This is a genomic window from Clostridium carboxidivorans P7 (assembly GCF_001038625.1).
Lineage (GTDB): Bacteria > Bacillota > Clostridia > Clostridiales > Clostridiaceae > Clostridium_AM > Clostridium_AM carboxidivorans.
In genome coordinates this window covers 5,296,996-5,319,751 of sequence record NZ_CP011803.1, presented here as the reverse complement: position 1 = coordinate 5,319,751, position 22,756 = coordinate 5,296,996, and the positions used below count along the sequence as shown (strand labels likewise).

Below are 22,756 nucleotides of genomic sequence, written 5' to 3'. Positions count from 1 at the left end.
AGAAATGTAATGTGCATAAACATGCACTAAAATATATCAAGGAGTTGATTAATATTATGAAAACTTTAACTAATGGATGTATTTTATTAGACGATTTAAAATTTAATATAGAATACTCGAAGCTATACAATGAATTAAATGTGAGTAGCAAGGAGCAATCTATTGTACTAAAAGAGCTCATAGCTGAAGCTGAAAAAATTGCTAAGCCTAAGGCATTATTAAAAAAATGTACTATAGATAAAAAATCTCATAATTCTACCATAATTGGTGGTGAAGAGTTTTTTAGCAGAGTTATAAGTGTAAATCTACGTAATGAACTTATAGCTTTTCCTTATATAATTACATCTGGAATAGAACTTCAAAAATGGTGTGAGTCAAAGGAAGATAAACTTATTAGTAAAGTAGCAGAACATATAAGTCAATCTATTTTAATACAAGTGCATTTAGAACTACAAAAATATATAGAAAGTAAATTTAATACTGGCAGCTTAGCTAGAGTAAACCCCGGTTCTACTATAGATTGGAATATGGATGAATTAAGAAAAATATTCAAAATTCTAGAAGATCCTATGAAATATATAGTAGTATCACTTAATGATAAATTTTATATGGCTCCTAGTAAAACCTACTCAGGCATTTATTTTCATAATGAGAATAATTATAAAAATTGTTTCATGTGCCCTGGATTGCAATGTCCTTTAAGAGAAGTACCTTATGATAAAAATTATTATACTGAAAACTACGAAAACTTTAAAACAATATAAATAATTCATTCTATTTTATTTATTAAAAATGCTGTTGATACAATAAATTATCAACAGCATTAATTTAAATCTAATTCTTTTTCAACATTTTCTTTCTTCTTATCTTTCTATAAACCATATCTACTGTTATAGAAAGTAATAAAAATGCTGAAAATACTATATTCAATTTTTCTGATAATTCAGGTCTAAAATAAGATGCAACTTGAACCATTAACAAAACAGTTCCTACTATTATTAAATAATTTATTTTCATGTTAATATACTTTGTATCTACACCTTTTGCATCTAGCATAAGCTTCTTTCTAACAGATTTGCTATATTTCATACCTAATCCCTGAATAATACCTGTAAAAGCAAGAAGTGTCATTAGGCTAGTCATTGCTGAAGAATCCATTTTTATACCTCCACATAAGTAAATATAATATACTATTATAAATTATAGCATGCATATGTTTAAAATTCAAAATTTTTAGTGTTTTTATCATGTGTAATTTTTACCTCAATAATTTAAATTTATTTTCACATATGATATCATTATAAATAAACAAAATTAATAAGGAAGTGACTTTTATGTCTTTAGATAAAATTAAAGGAAATACATATTATATAAATTCAGTTACCAATTCTGGAATTTTTGTATTTAAGAATAAAAATTGTCTCATAATAGATACAGGTTCAAATAATTCTGATGCTAAAAAAATAGAAGATATATTAGTAAAAAATAGTCTTCATCCTAAATATATAATAAATACCCATAACCACTTAGATCATTGTGGCGGAAACATTTATTTTCAAAAAAACTATCCTGGATGCTTAGTATATACCTCCTTAAAGGAAAAATTATTCATGGAAAACCAGGAAATCCAAGGAGCAATATTATCCTCCTCCACTCCTATTAAAGGAATAGATATTAGCAATAAACCTTTGCCAGTAGACTTTATATTAGACTATGGTACAAATAAAATTAATGATGAAAAGTTCGAAATAATACCTCTTAAGGGTCATTCTATAGAGCAAATAGGAATTATAACCCCAGAAAAAGTATGTTTCCTAGGTGATTCCATATTTAGTTCAGAAATAATGGAGAAATACTCCTTCCCTTATTTATATGATATAGAAGAAAGTTTAAATACTTTAAACAGTATAAAAACAATTGATGCAGATTATTTTGTTATAAGCCATGCAGATAAAGTTTTATGCAAAGACGAAATTATAGAACTTTGTGATAAAAATTTAAATAATATAGAAAACTATAAAAATCAAATTCTCGAACTTTTAGAACAGCCTTTAACCCGTGAGGACATTTTAGAAAACATAGCTGTTTTAAATGATCTATCTTTTAATTTTTATCAATACCATCTTAATTTAGGAGGGGTTTCTGCTTTTCTTGCGTACCTTTATTCTAAATCACTAATAGAATATTCCATAGAATCTGGTAAGCTGTACTATTTTAGAAAATCTTAATGGAAACTTTAGTTTTAAAAAGGAACCTTTACAAGTGGTATTGTAAAGATTCCTTTTTTAATTACTTATTTATCATTATTTTTGTTCTTCAAAATTCATTATACTATGGCCCTTACCATATATAAAGTATACTACAATTCCAATTGCTATCCAGATTACAAATACCATGTGTGTAAATTGTGGTAGCTTGTATATTAAGTATAAGCAGAATAAAATTGAAATTGCTGGAGTAATAGGAACTCCTGGACAAGCAAATGGTCTTGTAACGTCTGGTCTTTTCTTTCTAAGAACTATAACTGAAGCTGAAACTATACAGAATGCACAAAGTGTTCCTATATTTGTCATTTCTGCAAGTCTTCCTATTTGTAAGAATCCTGAAAGTACCATTGTTACTACACCAACTAATACAGTACTCTTTATAGGTGTACCAAATTTTGGATGTACTTCTGAAAATACTGTTGGTAATAATCCATCTCTTGATAATGAGAATAGTATACGAGATGAACCAAATGTCATAACAAGTAAAACTGAAGATATACCACAAACTGCACCTACTGATACTAAAGCTGAACCCCAATTAATTCCTACTTTTGCAAGAGCATAAGCAACTGGAGCTGCATTACCATGGAATTCTTTATAAGGAACCATACCTGTTAATATAGCTGAAACTATAATATACAATACTGTACATACTAACAATGAAGCTACTATACCTATTGGTAAATCTCTTTGAGGATTTTTAACTTCTTCTGCTGCTGTTGAAACTGCATCAAATCCTACATAAGCAAAGAATATTATAGATGCTCCTGTAAATACACCATTTACTCCATATGGGAAGAATGGATGCCAGTTAGCAGGATTAACATGTCCTATTCCAACTACTATGAATAATATAACAACTGCTAATTTAATTATAACAAGTATATTATTTAACTTAGTACTTTCACTAACACCTTTAATTAAGAATAACATAACAACAAATAAAACTATAATTGCTGGAAGATTTACTATACCTCCATTTTGTCCTGGTGGATTACAAAGTGCTGCTGGTACTGTTATGCCACCTGCTTTAAGTAAGGCAACTATATATCCGGACCATCCAACTGCAACTGCTGCAACTGCAACTACATATTCCAGAATAAGATCCCAACCTATAAGCCAGGCCCAAATTTCACCTAATCCAACATACCCAAATGTATAAGCACTACCAGCTACTGGTATCATGGCTGCTAATTCTGCATAACACAAAGCTGCAAATGTACACGCTATTGCTGCAAATACAAATGATAGCACAAGCGCTGGTCCAGCATAATCAGCTGCTGCAACACCTGTTAATACGAATATACCTGTACCTATAATTGCACCGATGCCAAGCATTGTAAGTTCAAATGCTCCTAGCACCTTTTTAAGACCTTTTCCTGACTCAGATAACATTGCCTCAATAGACTTAGTTCTAAAGATTGATTTGTTGTCACTAGCCATTTTCCAAAACACCCCTTTCAAAATAAATAAAATAATATAAAATAATGAATTTTTTAATTAGTGTAATTATAGCATATTTTTAAGCCACTCTTTTATTATTCGCAATATTCTGAATATTTCTGGTAACAGCATAAAAAAATTCATTTAGCCCTTGAAATTCAATCATTTCAACTTGTGCAGTAAACATTTTCATCGCGATTATTTTAAAAAAAAATATTTTCCAGTTAATTTTTTTAATTTTTTTGCATAATTATTGATTTTATATATACATATATATGCCAAGTTTTAAATTATATTTATTTTCTAACTATTTAAATTATTCTCTTTTACATGTGATATTAATAAAATTCTTTCAAAAAAATTGCACAACTAATATTATAGTTGTGCAAAATTATCTTTCTTTAAAATAAGGTATTAACTATTTTTCCATCATTTTTTGACAATATACCAAAATCGTATATTTCTACCAAATTTCCCTTATACTCTATTGTTTTACCACTAGATACTTCCGTTACTACATTTTTCGATTGATCATTTACATATATCTTTCCATTTCGAGTAATATGTATATTACTTTTTTCTGCAGCTTCAGACAAAGAGTATTTCTGATTTTCTGATGTCTTTTTCAAATTTATAACAAATATTTTCTTAACTTTTTGATTTTCACCATTTCCAATATATATTCTATCTTCACCATCTATACCTAGTAAATAATGAATTCCGTTCTCGCCTGTTGCTATAGGACTTTTTAATCCAATACCCTTTATTCTATTATTTGTATTGTCTTCATATATTAATCTATCCTGCTTATTTTCAACAAATATCTTTCCAAGTTTACAGCTAGGATACTTAGTTTCTTCTGTATTTGTCATTACATTTATACAATATAGCCTACTTCTTGATCCTTCTTTTGAAATTTTAACATAAGTTACATTACTAGCAGTTGACATAGCTATATCAGAAACATCATATTTATTATCTAGCAATGATATTTTCAATTCCTTATTTTTTTCATTGCTTAATGCACTTTTTTCATCTCTCTTAGCATTATAAGATTCAAATTTTAGATAACTAGAATCCCCATCATTATACTTTTCCGCTATAAGTATAATATTTTCATTAGGCCACCATTTAAATGCAGACAATTTAGCATCATCATCAAGTTTTATTTCCTTCTTCTTATTATTTGATGTATCCACTACATTAATTACTCCATCAACACAGTAGGCAACATAGTTTCCATTATAAGAAGCAGATATGTCTTTAGCATCATCTGGTATTTTAAAACTGATTTTATTAGACGTTTTTTTAGTTGAATCTATTTTTTTTGCATTAAAAGTAGTCTTATCATTTAAATAGAAATTATCCACAAAGAAAAATGCAAAAATCTCTAACATTATAGGGAGAATTGTCCAAGCTAGTATTCTCTTTAATCTCTTCATTAATTAAACTCCTCTCTACTACTTTACGTATACTGCCGTAGCTACAGTTCTTTCGCCATTCCAATCGCAAGGGTCATTAATAACCTCTCCATTAAAATACATAGTAGAAGAAGATCCTCCATCAAGACTACTTGCATTTAGAGCACCTCTTTGAAGCAATATATTTTGAACTTCTTTTAATGACGCACCTGCCTTTAAGCCTTTTCTTCCATCAATAACCAACATTATAATAGTACCATCTGCTTTTTGTCCTATAGCAGTTCTAGGATTTAGCCCTTCTTCCGCTAAAGCAACAGGCTTTCCATTTATAATAAGACTATTTCTAAATGATATAGCTTCCGTAACATTATCTCTCAATAATTCACTCACAGTATGATCCCCTACTATCAATTTTCCATCCTTGGTAAAGGCCGTAACATTTACTGCTTCATTATTTTTAACATCACTATAAACGACTTTTCCATTGGATATGACTATTCCCTGAGGATATGCTCCAGTTCCAGTCCAAAGCTTTCCATTTGAAGATTTATCAGTAAATCCTCCTCCATTAATAGCAGCTGCTGCTCCATTTTCTTCTGCTATTTCACTTGTTTTTTGCCCTACTTCCTTTAATTTATTTGTGTACCCAATTTTCATTCTTGTAGGGTTCTTTACTTCAAGTATACATGCGTGAAATTTAGTATCATCTATTTCATATCTATCTATTCCACTATCATTAGAGTAATTTACGCTAACACCACCTAAATTCTCAGACTCACTTCCTGAAACTCCACCACTTTTATTATCATTTAATATCTCATTTATCTTATCCTTTGATAAAAACGTTGTGGCAAAATATTGATGAGTAAAAGTAGCCATAGCCGTACCTACAAATTTAGTTCTAACATTTTTAAAAGGACCATAGAATATTAGGAGTGGTGCAGCTATAATTACTACTATCAACTCATAAATTATAAAGCATATAAGTCTTTTTAAAGATAATTTTTTTGTTTTTACTTTTTTCCTTACTCTCCTATTGTTTTGCATACTTACCTCCAAACAATTTAAACATTTCAGTTCTACAACAAAAAATAAATACATATCACATTTTACTATTAAATTGAAATTATTTCTACCACCTTTTAACATTACATAATTTCATACTATTTTTTCTTTAATTATAACCATACACGTATTTATTATAAGATATATTTGTGTCTAAATTATAAATAAAAAAAATTTAAGGTACAATTTCATATAGAAACTTAACCTTAAATTTTTAAATTAATAAATATGTTTAAAATTTAATAAGAAATTATATAATCTATTTCACTCTTCCTATATCGTGTCTGTAATATATACCTTCAAATTCTATTTTGTTCAAATCGTCATATGCAGCATCTATAGCCTCATCTAATGTACTTCCTAAGGATTGTGTGCATAAAACTCTTCCACCACTTGTTTTAAGCTTATTATCTTCATATTGTGCTCCGGCTACAAAAACTCTTTTAGCTTTATCTGTACCTTTAATTTCAAATCCAACTTCATATTTTCCTGGATATCCCTTAGAAACAGCAGCCACACAACAAGAAGCTCCATTATACCATTTAACATCAAACTCTGAAAGTTTTTTATCTAAAGCTGCTTCTATAAGTTCTAATAAATCACTTTCCATTATAGGAAGTACAGCTTGAGTTTCAGGATCACCTAATCTTACATTATACTCTAAAAGATAAGGTCCTTTTTTAGTTATCATTATTCCAAAAAAGATTATACCTGTGTAGTCAAACTTTTCTTCTTTAATGCCTTTTAGTGTAGGTTCAATTACTTCTTTTTCGAAAGCTTTAAGAACTTCTTCATTGCAGTAAGGATTAGGCGCTATAGCTCCCATTCCACCTGTATTTGGACCTTTTCCACCATCATATATTTGTTTATGGTCTTTAGCTGATATAAAAGGAATTATAGTTTCTCCATCAGTTATAGAAAGTATTGATGCTTCAGGTCCCTCTAAAAATTCTTCTATTACTACTTTTTTTCCTGAACCCTTAAAAATATCATTAACCATGAAGTCTTTTATAGTTTCTTCTGCCATCTTATATTCTTCACAAATGACTACGCCTTTTCCTGCAGCTAATCCATCTGCTTTTATAACTATTGGGTATGCACATGTTTTTAAGTATTTAAGAGCCTCATCTTCATTTTCAAAAACTTCATATTCCGCAGTTTTAACACCATACTTTTTCATGAATTCTTTTGAAAAAGCCTTACTACCTTCAAGCTTTGCAGCTTCTTTAGAAGGTCCAAAAACCTTTAATCCCTGACTTTTAAATAAATCTACAATACCTTCTGTAAGAGGAACTTCTGGTCCAACTACAGTAAGATATATTCCATTGTCTTTAGCAAATTTAGCTAACTCTTCATTGCTCTTCAAATTTACATTTTCGCATTTATCTTCTACTGCCGTACCACCATTTCCAGGTGCACAATAAACTTTTTCCACTTTAGAATTTTGAGCTATCTTCCAAGCAATGGCATGCTCACGACCACCCGAACCAATTACTAATATTTTCATACTTTTCCTCCAAAACTATTCATTATAATTAGTGTTTAAAGTGTCTTACACCTGTAAATACCATAGCTATTCCATTTTTGTTACAGCCCTCTATGGATAAATCATCTTTTAAAGATCCACCTGGTTGAATTATAGCTTTTATTCCGTATTTTGCAGCTTCTTCAACTATATCTCCAAATGGGAAAAATGCATCTGAAGCAAGAACAACTCCGTCTCCAGCTCTCTTTAAAGCGTCACAAGCTGGCCAAATCCTATTAACCTGTCCGCCGCCTATTCCTTTTGCAGCACCATCTTTAACTACAACGATAGCATTGGATTTAACATATTTACATACTTTCATTCCAAACATTAAGTCCTTCATTTCCGTATCTGTTGGAGCTTTTTCTGTTACTACTTTTACTTCATCTACTAATTTATCATCAGATGATTGAACTAATATTCCTCCATCTACCTTTGCAAATTCAACTTTGCTTTGAGGTTTCATATCACTCTTTATAATTCTTAAATTCTTCTTAGTTTTTAAAACTTCTAAAGCATCCTCATCAAATTCAGGAGCAATAACTATTTCAAGGAATATTTTTACTAATTCTTCTGCTGTTTTCTTATCTAAAGTTCTATTAACTGCCACAATTCCTCCAAATATTGAAGTATCATCACATTCAAAAGTCTTCATATAAGCATCATATACATTATCTGCTATAGCTGCACCACAAGGTGTATTATGCTTTACAGCACAACATGCTATTTCTTCAAATTCATTTACTACTTTCCATGCTATATCCATATCTTTTATATTGTTATAAGATAATTCTTTTCCATTTAATTGTACAAAATCCTTCATAGAGCCTTTTTCTGCAGTAGAAGTGTAATATGCTGCACTTTGATGTGGATTTTCTCCATATCTTAAATTCATAGACTTTTTATATGAAACTGACAAATATTCAGGATATTCTTCTTCTGCTAACAAAAAGTTACTTATAGCTCCATCATAAGCAGACATAAGATTAAATACTTTTCCAGCAAGCTTCTTCTTTGTATTAAAATCTACATCACCATTTTCTTCTATTTGTTTCATAACATTTGCATAATCATTAACATCTGTTAATACTATAACATCTTGAAAGTTTTTAGCAGCAGCTCTTATCATAGTAGGTCCGCCGATATCTATAAATTCAACTTTTTCTTGAAATTCTAGATTTTCCTTTACTTTATCAAAGAAAGGATATAAGTTTACAACCACCATATCAATTGGTTTTATTCCCTTTTTCTCTATAGTTGCCATATGCTCTTTATTATCTCTTATAGCTAAAATTCCACCATGAATAAATGGATGTAGAGTTTTTACTCTTCCATCTAATATTTCTTCAAATCCAGTTACATCTGAAACTTCTGTTACAGGTATATTGTTTTCCTTTAAATGTTTGTATGTACCACCAGTAGAAAGTATTTCAACCTCTCTACTAACTAAAAATTTAGCTAAATCTAACACACCTTCCTTGTTAAAAACACTTATCAAAGCACGCTTTAACATTATATATACCTCCAATTTAAATTATTATTTTATTATAACTATTCTTCCATTTACTTTAACTTTACCTTCAGAAATAAGTTTTACTGCCTCTGGAAGAGCTTTATGTTCCTCAGTTAAAATTCTTTTTTGTAATTCTTCTGCACTGTCTTCTGCATATACAGGTACAGTTTTTTGCAAAATTATTGGACCACTATCTGTTCCATTATCCACAAAATGCACTGTACAACCTGATATTTTTACACCATATTCTAAAGCACACTCATGAACTTTCATTCCATACATACCATTTCCACAAAATGCTGGTATTAATGAAGGATGTATGTTTATTATTTTATTTTCAAATTTTTCTATAAGCTCACCTTTAAGTATAGATAACCATCCTGCACAAACTATTAAATCTACTTTTCCATAGAGTAATTTAAGTATTTCATCAGAAACAGTACCTTTGTATATTTTTCTTTCAATTACATAAGCATTTATATTATTGTTTTTTGCTCTCTCCAGAGCATATACACCATCTCTATCACTTACAACTGCTTCAATACTACAATTTGTTAAGTATCCAGTGTTTACTGCATCTATAATTGATTGGAGATCTGTACCACCACCAGATACAAGTACTCCTATTTTAAACATACTTTTTTATCTCCCTTTTCAACATATCCAATTTTATATGCTTTTTCGCCCATGGTATCTAGTTCTTTGATGATTCCTTCTACATCTTCGTTCTTTACACATAAAACAAAACCAATACCCATGTTATAAGTATTAAACATATGGTCTTCATCTACGCCTAGCTCTATTATGTGTTTAAATATTTCAGGTACTTCAAAGCTGTTTTTATCTATAACAGATGTAAAGTCTTCTTTAAACATTCTTGGTATGTTTTCATAAAAACCGCCGCCTGTAATATGAGCCATTCCTCTTATGTCGAATTTCTCCATAAGCTTTAATACAGGTTTAACATATATTTTAGTAGGTGTTAATAGTACATCACCTATTTTCTTGCCATTAAAATCTTCATCATAGTTTTTAATAAGCTTTCTGATTAATGAATATCCATTACTGTGAGGACCACTTGAAGCTATACCTATTAAGGCATCTCCATCTTCTATTTTACTTCCATCTATTACAGCGTCTTTTTCAACTATACCTACAGCAAATCCTGCCATATCATATTCTCCATCTGGATAAAAGCCTGGCATTTCTGCAGTTTCGCCGCCTATTAAAGCACATCCGCCTTGAAGACAGCCATCTGATACACCCTTAACCAAATCTGCAGCAACATTTGCTTCTAATTTTCCACAAGCTATATAGTCAAGGAAAAATATAGGCTTTGCACCATGACACAATATATCATTTACGCACATAGCCACACAGTCAATTCCTACAGTATCATATTTTTTACTTTTAAAAGCTAATTCAAGCTTTGTTCCAACACCATCTGTTCCTGAAACAAGAATAGGATTTTTATAATTTCCAATTTCAAACATACCTGCAAAGCTTCCAAGATTATTTAATACACCTGGTATAAAAGTTTTTGCTGCATGATCTTTAATGAGTTTTACTGATTCATATCCTTCTTCTATATTAACACCTGAATCTTTATATGTTATCATAACTGCACCCCTCAAAATTTTATTTAATTCAAGAATGGAGATACTATAAGTATCTCCTATTTATTCTAAATGGTTCTTAGCTTGCTCCATAGGAGCTGATACTGGATAAACTCCGCTAAAGCATCCAAGACAAAAACCTTTGTTTATATCTAGAGCCTCTAAAAGTCCTGGAATACTTACATACCCTAAACTGTCTGAACCTATTTCCTGTCTTATTTCTTCTATTTCAGCATGAGCTCCTATTAGTTCACTTCTATAAGGAGTATCTATTCCAAAATAACAAGGATATTTTACTACAGGTGAAGAAACTCTAAAATGAACTTCCTTAGCTCCAGCCTTTCTCAAAGCTTCTACTAATTTTCTACTTGTAGTTCCTCTTACTATAGAATCATCAACAATTACAACTCTCTTACCTTCTACATTTACCTTTAAAGGATTAAGTTTAACTGAAACTGCTCTTTCTCTTAATTCTTGTGAAGGAGTTATAAATGTTCTTCCTACATACTTATTTTTTATAAATCCTGTTCCATAAGGTATTCCTGAAGCTTCTGCATATCCTACAGCTGCTGGTATACCGGAATCAGGTACTCCTATAACTATATCTGCTTCTGCTGGACATTCTTCATATAGTTTTTTGCCTGTCTTTACTCTTGAACTATAAACATTTATACCATCTATAGTACTATCTGGTCTTGCAAAATATATATATTCAAAACAACAAGTTTCGCACTTTGTTTTTTCTGCAAAATTTATAGATCTAATTCCTTCTTTATCTATAATTACAATTTCACCAGGTTCTACATCTCTTATAAATTCTGCTCCTACAGAATCAAGTGCACAGCTTTCAGAAGATAATATATAGCTATCATTTATCTTACCTATACAAAGTGGTCTTATACCATTTGGATCACGTACTCCTATAAGTTTATCTTGAGTTAAAAGCACAATTGCATAAGATCCTTTTACTGCCTGTATAGCATTAACCACTGCTGTTTCTATGCCTTTTTTTGCACCCTTAGCTATTAAATTTAGGATTACTTCTGTATCAATGGAAGTCTGGAAAACAGATCCTCCCTCTTCAAGAAGTTCTCTTATTATATCCGTATTAACTAAATTTCCATTGTGGGCAATTGCAAGGGAACCTAGTTTATATTTTACAACTAGAGGCTGCGCATTGTTTGCATTGCTTGAACCAGTAGTAGAATATCTAACATGACCTATTGCGCTTATTCCTTTTAAATCCTTTATTATATTTTGATTAAATACATCCGAAACAAGACCCATATCTTTATAACATTTTAATTCCTTGCCATCTGATACAGCTATTCCAGCACTTTCTTGTCCTCTATGTTGAAGTGCATAAAGTCCATAGTAAGTTATAGATGCTACGTCTAAATTATCTGGTGAAAAAATACCAAAAACACCACATTCATCTTTGAATTTATCTTCTTCTAAATCAAATACTAAAGACTTATTAATACATTCTTTTAAATTGCACATTATTAGATTCCCCTCTTTTTAATTTTTAAATAGTACTAGTAACTTTACTAGTTGTTTGCACCTATTCTGTTTAATATTTCGATATAAGCTTCTTTTACATTACCAAGATCTCTTCTAAATCTATCTTTATCTAATTTTTCATTAGTTTTTGCATCCCAGAATCTGCATGTATCTGGTGATATTTCATCTGCTAAAAGTATTTCTCCATTAAATCTTCCAAACTCTAATTTAAAATCTATTAATTTTATATTTTGTTTTAAGAAGAATTCCTTTAAAATATCATTAATCTTTGATGCCATAGCATATATAGTTTTCAATTCATCAAAAGTTGTAATTCCTATAGCTACTGCATGATAGTCATTAATAAGAGGATCTCCTAAATCATCATTTTTATAGCTTAATTCTAATACTGTAGTTTTAAGTTCAAATCCTTCTTGTAAACCGTATCTTTTAGCCATGCTTCCAGCTGCAACATTTCTTACTATAACTTCAAGAGGAACTATTTCTACTTTTTTGCAAAGTTGTTCTCTTTCGTTTAATTTCTTTTCAAAGTGAGTTTTTACTCCATTTTTCTCTAAAAGTTCAAATAATGCTGAAGTAATTGAATTATTCATAACTCCTTTATCTTCTATTTGTCCTTTTTTCTCACCATTAAAAGCTGTAGCATCATCTTTATAATAAACAACTACCTTATCCTTATCATCTGTAGCATATACCTTCTTAGCTTTTCCTTCGTATATCATTTCTCTCTTTTCCATTTTATAACTCCACTCCCTCTTCATTATCTTTTATAAATTTTTCTTTCATATCTTTTCTATATTTTTTAAGTTTTTCTTTAATTTCTGGATATTTTAAAGATAACATTTGAACTGCCAGCATTCCAGCATTATAACTGTTGTTAATACCTACTGTTGCCACTGGAATTGATTTTGGCATTTGAACTATAGCTAAAAGTGAATCCATTCCATTTAGTGCTGCGTTAATAGGAACTCCTATAACAGGAAGAATTGTATGTGAGGCTATAACCCCTGGCAAATGAGCTGCAAGACCTGCTCCTGCTATTATACATTCATAACCTTCATTTTCTATATTTTTAATTGTTTCCATAAGTTTTTCTGGGACTCTATGCGCTGAGAGTATGTAAGCTTTATACTCTATGCCAAACTCTTTTAATGCATTAGCAGCTCCCTTCATTTTCTCTGTATCAGACTTACTTCCAAAAATAATAGCAACTTTCATTAAAGTTCCTCCTCATTTTCCAATATTTATAATAAAAAATTCCACCACCAATTCACAGGGAATCTGGCAGCAGAATTTTAAAGATACCTTCAGAAAAAACTAAAAGTATCATATTCTTCAGATTAACCCATAGAAAGGAAATTAACGGTTCCCTAGTAGAAACTCCCGAACCTTATTATCAGGATTATATGGACGTTTTATTCATCTTACGTATTCATGGTAGCATATTATTTTTTAAAAATCAATATATTTTCATCACTATATATAAAAATATTCGTATTTTAATAGTTTCTTATGTTAATTTTAAGTTTTATAGTTCGTACCATTACGAACTATAGATTATAACACAAAATTTAACATTAAAAATAAAAGCTTAACATCAATGTTCCAACTTTGTTATAATATACTTAATAAATTTGATATTAGAGTACAAATTTAGAATAACTGCAGTGTTAAAGGAAGGTATTTTTAATGGGTGTTTTAATTTTTTTTATATTTATAGTTGCAGCTTCACTTTTTGTATGTAAAAATAATTTCAAGAAAAGGACAGAAGAATTAACAAGTAATTTAAAAGCTTTCAATGAAGAAATAAAAGAAGTTTTTTATTCTATACCTGAAGTTCATCAGGAAAATCTTTTAAATTCATTAACCAGTGAAAGCCAGACAAATTTAAAAAGTATTTTAAATAACAGCTTTATTTATGGTGCCAATGCTTGGTCCATTCAGCAACAAATTCTAAAACAGCAAGAACTTCTTATGGAACTTAAGGCATCTTCAAAAAAATAATTTAAAAAGAAAGGATTTGTCTATATGAAATTAGTATGTATAGGTGATAGTATTACTTTTGGCTATGGAGTTTTTAAAAAAGATTGTTGGGTATCAATATTAAGTAATAAACTTCAAATGGAAATCGTAAATAAAGGCGTAAATGGAGACACTACTGCTGGAATGCTATCTAGGTCTTATGCAGATGTAATTAGTCTTAATCCTTCTCATGTAATTATCATGGGTGGATGCAATGATTTTATGTGTGGACGTAAATTAAATATGGTAAAAGACAATTTAGAAGAATTATTGAAGGAAGCTTTAAACTACAATATTGTACCTATAGTAGGTATAGAACCTCCTATAGATGCTGTATTAGCAGAAAAAAAGTGGAGTGGCGATGTAAATTATGATTTAGTAAATAGCATAGAAGAAGATTATAGGCATTGGATAATGGACTTTTGCAATAAATCCAAAATAAATTATATAGACTTTCATAAATGTTTTAAAGAAGCCTTAAAAAATAAAAATCCAAGAGAGTTATATGTAGACGGTCTTCATCCAACTGCTCTTGGACATAAATTAATGTATCAATGTGTTATTGATGTTTTTCAAGCCATGAAACTACCGCTTGAATAAGTGAAATTCTTTTATCCGAAAAGGCATGGTCTGAATCCAATATAATTTCTTCTAAATTATGAGGATTCCTTTCCCTTAAAGCATTTACTAATGGTGTGTGGTGAATGCTTGGAGGAGCATCACTATCCCTAGTTCCTGCAACTAATAACAATGGTATCTTAGATAGATTATCTGCATAATTTATAACATTATAATTATGCAGATTATTTAAAGCTTCATTGACTAATCTTTTAGCACATGTTGCATTAAGAGGGTATATATTTTCTATCCATTCACCTATTGATTTACTTATTTTTTCTTTACTGTCTTCAATATCTTCAGCAAAAGCTCCTAAATTAAATCCTGATATGGATACTGCAGCTCTTATTTGAGAACTTTTAGCCGCAGTCATTAAAGTAGCAAACCCTCCCATACTATGGCCTATAAGAGTTATCTTGTTTTTATCTACTCTATATTCATTTAACGCTTCTTCTGAATTTAAAAATTCCATAGATACTTGTACATCCTCAAGTATATTACCAAAGGAATAACTACCACTACTTCCCCAAGAACCTCTGTAGTGAAATATAAGTACATTATATCCTACACGTCTTAAAACCTGTGCCAAATCAATATTTTGTTCATATCCCGGAAATCCATGAAGTAAATTTATAGTAGGGTGTGGACCTTTCCCCTGTGCTATGTACATTGAACCTAAACATCTCTTCTCTTCACTTTTCAAAATTACTGTTTTTATACAGGCTGGATATTCTGTATCAACTTCAACATCATCTTTAAAAATCAAATCATATCTCAAGTAAAAATCCCCCTTTTTTAAATTATATATGTATTATCGTTATTTATATCTTATCATAATTTAACTATGCATAAAAACGAAAACTTAATTACTCACCTTTTGTATGTGCAAAATCTAATTTATTAAGCAAATTAATTTTATGCATACAAAAAGAGACTACCAAAATAGTCTCTTTGTATCAAAAATTACAATAGTTTCTTTAATTGTGCAGGTTCATATTCTTTTAAAAGTTTTTCGTTAGCTTCATTTCTTATTAAAATATCTACTTTTCCATCCTTAAGTTTAAAAACCTTTCCTTTTACTTTAGTTCCAATAACATTTACAGGAGCCTTAATTGTAAGTTGTTTCAAATTTTCACTTTTACAATAATCACATACTTTGTCATTTTCTATTACTCTTTTGCATTCCACGCAGTAATAAACTTTGCCCATCAGTATTACCTCCTAATTTATTGTTCTCAGTATTAATTTTTAACTAAGCATACATATTTTGCTATATTTTATATATTCTATGTTTTCTGAAAATTTCCTTTTTTATTTAAAATATTTTAGAATAAGCTTTTAAAAAATAATACTTCATAAGAGCAGGAACTTCTCTGAGATATCCAACAAATTCATCTGTTTTATAAGGTTTAACAAAAACACCAGAATAACTTGCTTTTATTCCTTCCTGGGTAGCCATAAGAGAAGCTCTTTTTAAGTGATATTTATTGGATACTATAATGGCTGTTTTAAAGTTCTTTTTTTCCATTATACTTTTTGAATTTATTAAATTAGCCATAGTTGATGCTGACTTATCTTCTAATATTATCTTAGAAGAATCTACACCTTTAGAAACTAAATATCTTTTCATAGCCTCAGCCTCAGATATACTCTCACCTTGGCCTTTTCCACCAGACACTATTATATACTTGCCATACCCTTCTTTAAACAGCCTAAGTCCTTCATCTGTTCTCCAAATAAGAAAAGGACTTGGAGTACTCCCATAAACCTTACATCCCAATACAATTATGCAGTCAGATTTTTCAGGTTTTGAACTTTCTCCAAAATAGATAACTTGAAAAGCAAATATTATAACTAAAAATACTAGTATACCTATTCCATATAAAACTAATTTTCTGAATCTAATCATAAGCTCCCCCTAACATCCATCTTTTAGTTAATAGTAATTTATTTTGTATATCAATTCAATGAAACTTAAATACATTTAATACATTGTTAATATTTTACAAGCAAAATGTGTACAACTGAAGTTTCTACCTATGCAAAAAATAAAAATAGAGTATATAAATATGAGTAATTACATATTTATATACTCTAAAATATCTAAATTTTCTTATGGAAGTAATGTAAATCTTAATATAAACAATAAAGCAAGTACATATACTATAGGGTGAACTTCCTTGGATTTTCCAGTTGCTATTTTTACTATTGGATAAAATATTATTCCTGCTGCTATACCATTAGCTATACTGTAACTAAATGGCATAATAGCTATAGTGAAAAATGCTGGAAGAGCTTCTGTAAAATCTTCAAAATTAATTTTTGTTATAGCTCCAATCATAAGAACTCCAACTATTACAAGTGCTGGTGCTGTAGCTTCTGATGGAACTACACCTACAAGTCCTCCGAAGAATAATGCTAATATAAATAATACAGCAGTTGTAAAAGATGTTAATCCTGTTCTTCCACCTTCTGATACTCCTGATGTGGATTCAACATAAGTTACTACTGTACTTGTTCCAAGCAATGAGCCTACTGTAGTTGCTACTGCGTCTGATAAAAGAGCTTTATGCATATTCTTAACTTTTCCGTCTTTATCTAGCATATTAGCTTTTTGTGCAGTTCCAACTAAAGTTCCGATAGTATCAAATAAATCTACTAAACTAAAAGTTATAACAACCATAATTAAACTTGTAAAAGCTCCAAGCATTCCTGCTTTTCCTAGTCCTAAAAGTCCTTTAAAATCGAATGCAAATAATGTTGGTGCTAAAGATGGAGGTGCACTTATTATTTTTACACCTGCAAGATGTGTTACACCAAAAGGAATTCCAACTATAGTAGTAAGTATTATACCTATTAATATTGAACCTTTAATTCCTCTTGCCATTAAAATTCCAGTTATTGCTATACCTATAACTGTTACTAAAACATGAGGATCTGTAAACTTTCCAAAGGTTACTAATGTACTACTGCTTGCTACTATTATTCCGCCGCCTTTTAAACCTACAAGTGCTACAAACAATCCTATACCACCTGAAATTGCAAGTTTTAAATTATGTGGTAATGCGTCAACTATTTTTTCTCTTATTGAAGTAACTGTAATTATTATAAAAAGTACTCCTGATACAAATACAGCGGCTAAAGCTTGCTGCCATGTATATCCTAAAGTTAAACATACACTATAAGTAAAGAATGCATTAAGTCCCATTCCTGGTGCTTGAGCAAAAGGAAGGTTAGCATAAAGAGCCATTACTAATGTACCCACTGCTGCTGCTATACAAGTAGCCCCAAATACTGAAGCTACAACTGGATCATTAATAGCTGATAACCCAGCCTTTACTGCTGCATCTCCCATAAGTCCTTTTGAATTCATTCCCGCCTGCATAAGTATTGAAGGATTTACGAAAATTATATATGCCATAGTAATAAATGTAGTAATTCCGGCCAATATTTCTGTTTTAACATTGGTATTGTTTTCTGACAACTTAAAAAATGAATTTAAAAATGATTTCTTTGGTTCTTCTGGATTAGATCTTTCCATATACATATTTTTCCTCCTCAATAAAAAAATTTCTGTTCAGATTTCAAGTAAATCCAAAACAGAAATTCAATTTTTTAAATATAAATTTCACGGATCCACCCATAGTCAGATATTTAAGGTATTCTGGTAGAGACTCTTGAACCATATTTTCAAGATTATACGGATGACTATTTAATTATATTACGTTATATATGTTAGCATTGATAAAGCATAAAGTCAATATATTTGAATGTTTTTTTAATGTAATGTTCTACTCAGAATTTACTATGTATTCCATTTGCATTTAAAACATTCGTTACAGGACGAACATTGCAAATATATTCATCAGTAAATCCTTTAATAGTTAAACTTTTACAGCAGTTTATCTCTATACTTATCACTTACTTCATACAAATCAAAAACTTCATTATCTAGTTCATCCTTAAACTTTTCATATAAATTATGTTGTTTACTAATTTTATCTACCAAATTTTCTATTTTATACTGCCTCTTAGCATCGCAAAACTTTATAGGTATTTGATTTAAGCTATATTTTTTAAGTTGAGGAATTGACTTTGAATTTGTTATAAGGAAACTGGAATAATACCACTGCATTAATTTAGAATTTAATATGCCCAATACATACTTATAAGAAAATCTTTTATCTAAATTAATTATGCCATACAAAGATTGTTCTATAGCAGTTCCATCCTCATCCAAAGCTGCAATTATAGTATTCCCCGTTTTTCTTAATACTATTTTAGGTGAATAGGTCAACTTTTTTATATTACTAGTTCCACCCTTTATATTTTGCTTTTCAAATTCATAATAGAACTTACTTAAAATTTTAAAATTAGTTATATTCTCTCCTTTTAGTATACTTATTTGCTTACTATTTACTCTATATTTTTTTATTTCTTTAGAACTTCCTATAAATCCTGTAAAAGTTGTGCATATGTCTCCAAGAAATTTACTGTTCATTTCTATTTTTTTCTTAATATCTAAATTAAAACTATTGCTGTTATATAGAAATTCATAATTTTCATTTTTTAAATATTGACTTTGATAAATTCTATAATTTCTCTTTTTATGTACATATAAATCTATTTCATTGTCTTTGCTGTAACTTCTTTCTAATATAAAGATCATTACATCTGTATTTATATTTGGAAACGTTATTTCAAAAGCAAGATTTTTTATACTATAATTTAAAATTATTTTTTTTCTAAAATTTTTGTATTGAAGATTTTTTGCAAGTCTATCAGGCAGTACAAATCCAATTCTTCCATGCATTTTTAACACTTGTAAGGATCTTTTAAGAAAATACTCATATAAATTAGGTAAATATATATTTCCCTCATATTCATTTATATAGTAATTTATTAGCTCTATATCTTTGCACTGCTTATTCTTTCTGTTTAAAGAAACCCAAGGGGGATTTCCTACAATATAGTCATATTTTTTACTCCAAAAATCACACAAATAATTTGACTTTTCTGTTTTATTTATATATGCTTTTTCCCATTTAATTAAACTATCGCAGCAAACTACATTTAAAATAAGTCCTTTCTTATTTTCACAAGTGGAAACAATATTTTGCTTGCATATTTCTACTGCATTATAATCTATATCTGCACCATAAACACAATGATTTACTATATGTAAAATTATATTCTCAACTTTCCAATAATCTTTACCTTTTAACTTACAATCTCCATTTATAATATACTCTTCTTCTTCATATTTTTTTGACAAAGCATCAATATTTTTAGTAAATTCCTCTACCAAAAATTTAATTACTTTAATTAAAAAATATCCTGAACCACAGGAAGGGTCAAGAATTTTAACAAAAGGTGTTTTTATAACATTTAAATTATCAAAAGTATTTTTTATAATATAATCTATAATATAATCTGGTGTATAAAAACATCCATAACTTTTCTTTCGGTTTTTTTCCATAAGAACATCATAACTTTTTTCTAATTTAACGTCTTTATACATATTAAACCTTCTTAATTTTATAAATTGTTTACAAACACATATTATATGTTATCACATTTTTTTCATAGCATAAATAAGTTTTTTGTGGTTAGCATATTATTATTGAAAGGGGTTGTTTTTATGCATACTGAAAGCAAAAAAGAAAAGAAAATGGAAAAGAAAAGGCCTCGCAAACCAATAGTTACTGATAAAGATGAAATGAAAAAAAGGAATCCTCAAAGTGCTTTGGATATTAATAGAGCTCCTTAATCAAAGGAGCTCTTACTTATTATTTTTTTGAAGATGCCTTAGTAACCCATATAGTATTTATTCCTTGGGAAATAAAAATATAACTTTTCTGTATAATAATCGTTAAACATATTAACAATTATTATACAGAAAAGTTATATTGTGTTCATAATTTTGACATGAAAATGTCACAAAATAACTCTAGTATAATAAATATAGTACAACAAAAACCTAAGGAGGTACTTATCATGGATAACTCAAATAATGAAAAAAATGGATTTCAATTAGTTAATACTAATAACAGCAGTGAAGGTAAGGATTTTAATAACAGTAATAACAACTATAACTTTCAAAATAAGTTTTTTAAACATAAAGGAAAAATAAAAAGAGGACTTGTGTCCTATGTAATAGTTGGATTGATTTGTAGTGTAGTAGCAGGAACAGCTTCTACTGCAGTCACATTATATTATCTTCCTAACTCGAACTTTTTCAAAAATACACCTTTATATCAAAACTTAAAGCAAGGAAGTGGAACTACCGCTACTTCTACAAATTATATTAATGCATCAACTGTATCTACAAAGGGTTCCTTAACTGTAGCTCAAATAGCTCAAAAGGTTGGACCTGCTGTAGTTGGTGTTTCTACCACAGGTATTTCTCAAAATGATTATGGATTTGCTGAAAAACAGGAAGGTATGGGTTCAGGTATTATAATAAATAGTGAAGGTTACATTTTAACAAATTTTCATGTTATAAATGGAGCTCAACAAGTAAAGGTAATACTTAATGATAAAAAAGAAGTGTCTGCAAAAATAGTAAATTATGATCAAAATATGGATTTAGCAATAGTAAAGGTTACTGATAGCAGTGTAAAAATGCCTGCTGTAGCTGAACTTGGAAGTTCAGAGGCTCTTCAAGTTGGTGATCCTGTAGTTGCTATAGGAAATCCTTTAGGTAAGGAACTTCTGGGTTCTGTAACAACTGGTGTTATAAGTGCTAAGAATAGAGAAATACAAGAAAGCACCAATGGTCCAAAACAAACTTTCCTACAAACAGATGCAGCTATAAATGCTGGTAACAGCGGCGGTGCTTTGGTAAATTCTCAAGGCCAAGTAATAGGTATAAATACTGCAAAAATTAATGGAAGTGGAGTTGAAGGATTAGGTTTTGCAATTCCTATGGATTCAATTAAACCTAAAATAGATAGTCTTTTAAAACCTATATTAAAAATAGGAATTTCTTGTAAAGATATTTCTTCAGACGTAGCTAAACAAAATAACGTTCCTGAAGGAGTTGCTGTAATTCAAGTTCAAGAATTTAGTCCTGCTGAAAAAGCTGGTCTACAAGCTGGAGATATAATTACAAAATTTGATGGTAAATCAGTAAAATCCGTAGATAGTATGAATACTATAAAATCCAAACACAAATCTGGTGATGAAATAAGTTTAGAAGTATATAGGGATGGTTCAACTAAGAGCTTAAAATTAAAATTATCAGAATAACTTACAAATATTAAATTAACTATTTATATCATATTTTACTTTATTAATCCATAGGATTAATGGTATAATTTACTTATAAGTAATTTTTACATCATAACAATTTGGTTGTAATTATTACGTAAAAAAAAATACTCAATAGTTCTATCCTCCGTTAGATATCTTAGCTATTTTATTAGTACGTATACTCAAAATAAATAAGCTAAGATATTTTCTTTACTAAAAAACTGTGACGCAAATTTATTTGCATCACAGTTTAATTATTATACTAATATTCTTTAGGTTTATCCTTTCCAAGCTTTTTAGTTTGGCTTGAAAATCCTATATCATTGGAAATTTCCATTTTCATATCTTCAAGCTCTTTCTTAGTCTTTTTTCCAGCTTTTTTATTATCTTTGCTATTTTTATTATCTTTATGAGACACTTTTCATATACCTCCTAACTTTTTTATATGTGAGATTAGATTTTAGTAAAAATTTTAGATAAGTTTCACT

Annotated in this window: 23 protein-coding genes and 2 riboswitches; of the genes, 6 read left to right on the top strand and 17 right to left on the bottom strand. The window is 29.3% G+C overall.

Annotation, left to right across the window (positions count from 1 at the left end):
• Positions 1–56 precede the first annotated feature (56 nt).
• Positions 57–764: a hypothetical protein gene (locus Ccar_RS23895; RefSeq protein WP_007062841.1), complete on the top strand. Its 708-nt coding sequence runs from the start codon at positions 57–59 to the stop codon at positions 762–764.
• Between the two features lie 70 nt (positions 765–834).
• Here the strand turns inward: Ccar_RS23895 and Ccar_RS23890 are convergent, their stop codons facing one another.
• Positions 835–1,158 carry a hypothetical protein gene (locus Ccar_RS23890; protein ID WP_007062842.1) on the bottom strand — a complete coding sequence of 108 codons (324 nt, stop codon included), beginning with the start codon at positions 1,156–1,158 and terminating at the stop codon, positions 835–837.
• 176 nt (positions 1,159–1,334) lie between these two features.
• Between Ccar_RS23890 and Ccar_RS23885 the strand changes: the two genes are divergently transcribed.
• The gene (locus Ccar_RS23885; protein WP_007065082.1) at positions 1,335–2,228 is read left to right on the top strand and encodes an MBL fold metallo-hydrolase; all 894 of its coding nucleotides are present in this window, start codon (positions 1,335–1,337) and stop codon (positions 2,226–2,228) included.
• A 75-nt stretch (positions 2,229–2,303) separates the two neighbouring features.
• Here the strand turns inward: Ccar_RS23885 and bcaP are convergent, their stop codons facing one another.
• The 10 genes from bcaP to purE form a co-directional block, all read right to left on the bottom strand.
• The gene (gene bcaP / locus Ccar_RS23880; protein ID WP_007062845.1) at positions 2,304–3,710 is read right to left on the bottom strand and encodes a branched-chain amino acid transporter BcaP; all 1,407 of its coding nucleotides are present in this window, start codon (positions 3,708–3,710) and stop codon (positions 2,304–2,306) included.
• Between the two features lie 401 nt (positions 3,711–4,111).
• Positions 4,112–5,152: a hypothetical protein gene (locus Ccar_RS23875; RefSeq protein ID WP_007065084.1), complete on the bottom strand. Its 1,041-nt coding sequence runs from the start codon at positions 5,150–5,152 to the stop codon at positions 4,112–4,114.
• Between the two features lie 18 nt (positions 5,153–5,170).
• Positions 5,171–6,178, bottom strand: coding sequence for a phosphodiester glycosidase family protein (locus Ccar_RS23870; RefSeq protein WP_007065085.1), 1,008 nt, complete (start codon positions 6,176–6,178; stop codon positions 5,171–5,173).
• A 277-nt stretch (positions 6,179–6,455) separates the two neighbouring features.
• Entirely contained in the window at positions 6,456–7,703 is a 1,248-nt protein-coding gene (gene purD / locus Ccar_RS23865) for a phosphoribosylamine--glycine ligase (RefSeq protein ID WP_007062849.1), read from the bottom strand.
• Between the two features lie 28 nt (positions 7,704–7,731).
• Positions 7,732–9,234, bottom strand: coding sequence for a bifunctional phosphoribosylaminoimidazolecarboxamide formyltransferase/IMP cyclohydrolase (purH, locus tag Ccar_RS23860; RefSeq protein WP_007062850.1), 1,503 nt, complete (start codon positions 9,232–9,234; stop codon positions 7,732–7,734).
• Positions 9,235–9,258: 24 nt separating this feature from the next.
• Positions 9,259–9,870, bottom strand: a complete 612-nt coding sequence (gene purN, locus Ccar_RS23855) for a phosphoribosylglycinamide formyltransferase (protein ID WP_007062851.1) — start codon at positions 9,868–9,870, stop codon at positions 9,259–9,261.
• Positions 9,858–10,853 (bottom strand): phosphoribosylformylglycinamidine cyclo-ligase, encoded by a 996-nt coding sequence (gene purM / locus Ccar_RS23850; RefSeq protein WP_007062852.1) that lies wholly within the window; start codon positions 10,851–10,853, stop codon positions 9,858–9,860. Before purM ends, purN begins: the two co-directional genes overlap by 13 nt.
• A 60-nt stretch (positions 10,854–10,913) precedes the next feature.
• Positions 10,914–12,353 (bottom strand): amidophosphoribosyltransferase, encoded by a 1,440-nt coding sequence (gene purF / locus Ccar_RS23845; protein ID WP_007062853.1) that lies wholly within the window; start codon positions 12,351–12,353, stop codon positions 10,914–10,916.
• Between the two features lie 47 nt (positions 12,354–12,400).
• A complete protein-coding gene (gene purC / locus Ccar_RS23840; protein WP_007062854.1) occupies positions 12,401–13,111 on the bottom strand; it encodes a phosphoribosylaminoimidazolesuccinocarboxamide synthase in 711 nt (236 codons plus the stop codon).
• Position 13,112: 1 nt separating this feature from the next.
• Entirely contained in the window at positions 13,113–13,592 is a 480-nt protein-coding gene (purE, locus tag Ccar_RS23835; RefSeq protein ID WP_007062855.1) for a 5-(carboxyamino)imidazole ribonucleotide mutase, read from the bottom strand.
• A 110-nt stretch (positions 13,593–13,702) separates the two neighbouring features.
• A riboswitch (purine riboswitch) is annotated at positions 13,703–13,804 on the bottom strand.
• Between the two features lie 259 nt (positions 13,805–14,063).
• Here purE and Ccar_RS23830 point away from each other — a divergent pair.
• Together Ccar_RS23830 and Ccar_RS23825 are read left to right on the top strand one after the other, a co-directional pair.
• A complete protein-coding gene (locus tag Ccar_RS23830) occupies positions 14,064–14,378 on the top strand; it encodes a hypothetical protein (RefSeq protein WP_007062856.1) in 315 nt (104 codons plus the stop codon).
• Positions 14,379–14,402: 24 nt separating this feature from the next.
• Complete coding sequence (locus tag Ccar_RS23825) at positions 14,403–14,996, top strand: SGNH/GDSL hydrolase family protein (protein ID WP_007062857.1); 594 nt, start codon at positions 14,403–14,405, stop codon at positions 14,994–14,996.
• Here Ccar_RS23825 and Ccar_RS23820 read toward each other — a convergent pair.
• The 5 genes from Ccar_RS23820 to Ccar_RS23800 all read right to left on the bottom strand — a co-directional run bounded on the left by Ccar_RS23820 (position 14,956) and on the right by Ccar_RS23800 (position 20,535).
• Positions 14,956–15,792 carry an alpha/beta hydrolase family protein gene (locus Ccar_RS23820; protein WP_007062858.1) on the bottom strand — a complete coding sequence of 279 codons (837 nt, stop codon included), beginning with the start codon at positions 15,790–15,792 and terminating at the stop codon, positions 14,956–14,958. The genes Ccar_RS23825 and Ccar_RS23820 overlap by 41 nt on opposite strands.
• A gap of 185 nt (positions 15,793–15,977) precedes the next feature.
• The gene (locus Ccar_RS23815) at positions 15,978–16,223 is read right to left on the bottom strand and encodes a hypothetical protein (RefSeq protein ID WP_007062859.1); all 246 of its coding nucleotides are present in this window, start codon (positions 16,221–16,223) and stop codon (positions 15,978–15,980) included.
• A 106-nt stretch (positions 16,224–16,329) separates the two neighbouring features.
• Positions 16,330–16,923 (bottom strand): YdcF family protein, encoded by a 594-nt coding sequence (locus tag Ccar_RS23810; RefSeq protein ID WP_007062860.1) that lies wholly within the window; start codon positions 16,921–16,923, stop codon positions 16,330–16,332.
• Between the two features lie 204 nt (positions 16,924–17,127).
• On the bottom strand, positions 17,128–18,561 hold the full coding sequence (locus tag Ccar_RS23805) for an NCS2 family permease (protein ID WP_007062861.1): 1,434 nt from the start codon (positions 18,559–18,561) through the stop codon (positions 17,128–17,130).
• Between the two features lie 76 nt (positions 18,562–18,637).
• Positions 18,638–18,738: riboswitch (purine riboswitch) on the bottom strand.
• 168 nt (positions 18,739–18,906) lie between these two features.
• Positions 18,907–20,535 (bottom strand): TaqI-like C-terminal specificity domain-containing protein, encoded by a 1,629-nt coding sequence (locus Ccar_RS23800; RefSeq protein WP_007062862.1) that lies wholly within the window; start codon positions 20,533–20,535, stop codon positions 18,907–18,909.
• A 120-nt stretch (positions 20,536–20,655) separates the two neighbouring features.
• Between Ccar_RS23800 and Ccar_RS27675 the strand changes: the two genes are divergently transcribed.
• Positions 20,656–20,784, top strand: a complete 129-nt coding sequence (locus Ccar_RS27675) for a hypothetical protein (RefSeq protein ID WP_007065086.1) — start codon at positions 20,656–20,658, stop codon at positions 20,782–20,784.
• A gap of 227 nt (positions 20,785–21,011) precedes the next feature.
• Positions 21,012–22,265 carry a S1C family serine protease gene (locus Ccar_RS23795; protein WP_007062863.1) on the top strand — a complete coding sequence of 418 codons (1,254 nt, stop codon included), beginning with the start codon at positions 21,012–21,014 and terminating at the stop codon, positions 22,263–22,265.
• Between the two features lie 265 nt (positions 22,266–22,530).
• Here the strand turns inward: Ccar_RS23795 and Ccar_RS26550 are convergent, their stop codons facing one another.
• A complete protein-coding gene (locus Ccar_RS26550) occupies positions 22,531–22,686 on the bottom strand; it encodes a hypothetical protein (RefSeq protein ID WP_007065087.1) in 156 nt (51 codons plus the stop codon).
• Positions 22,687–22,756: the final 70 nt, after the last annotated feature.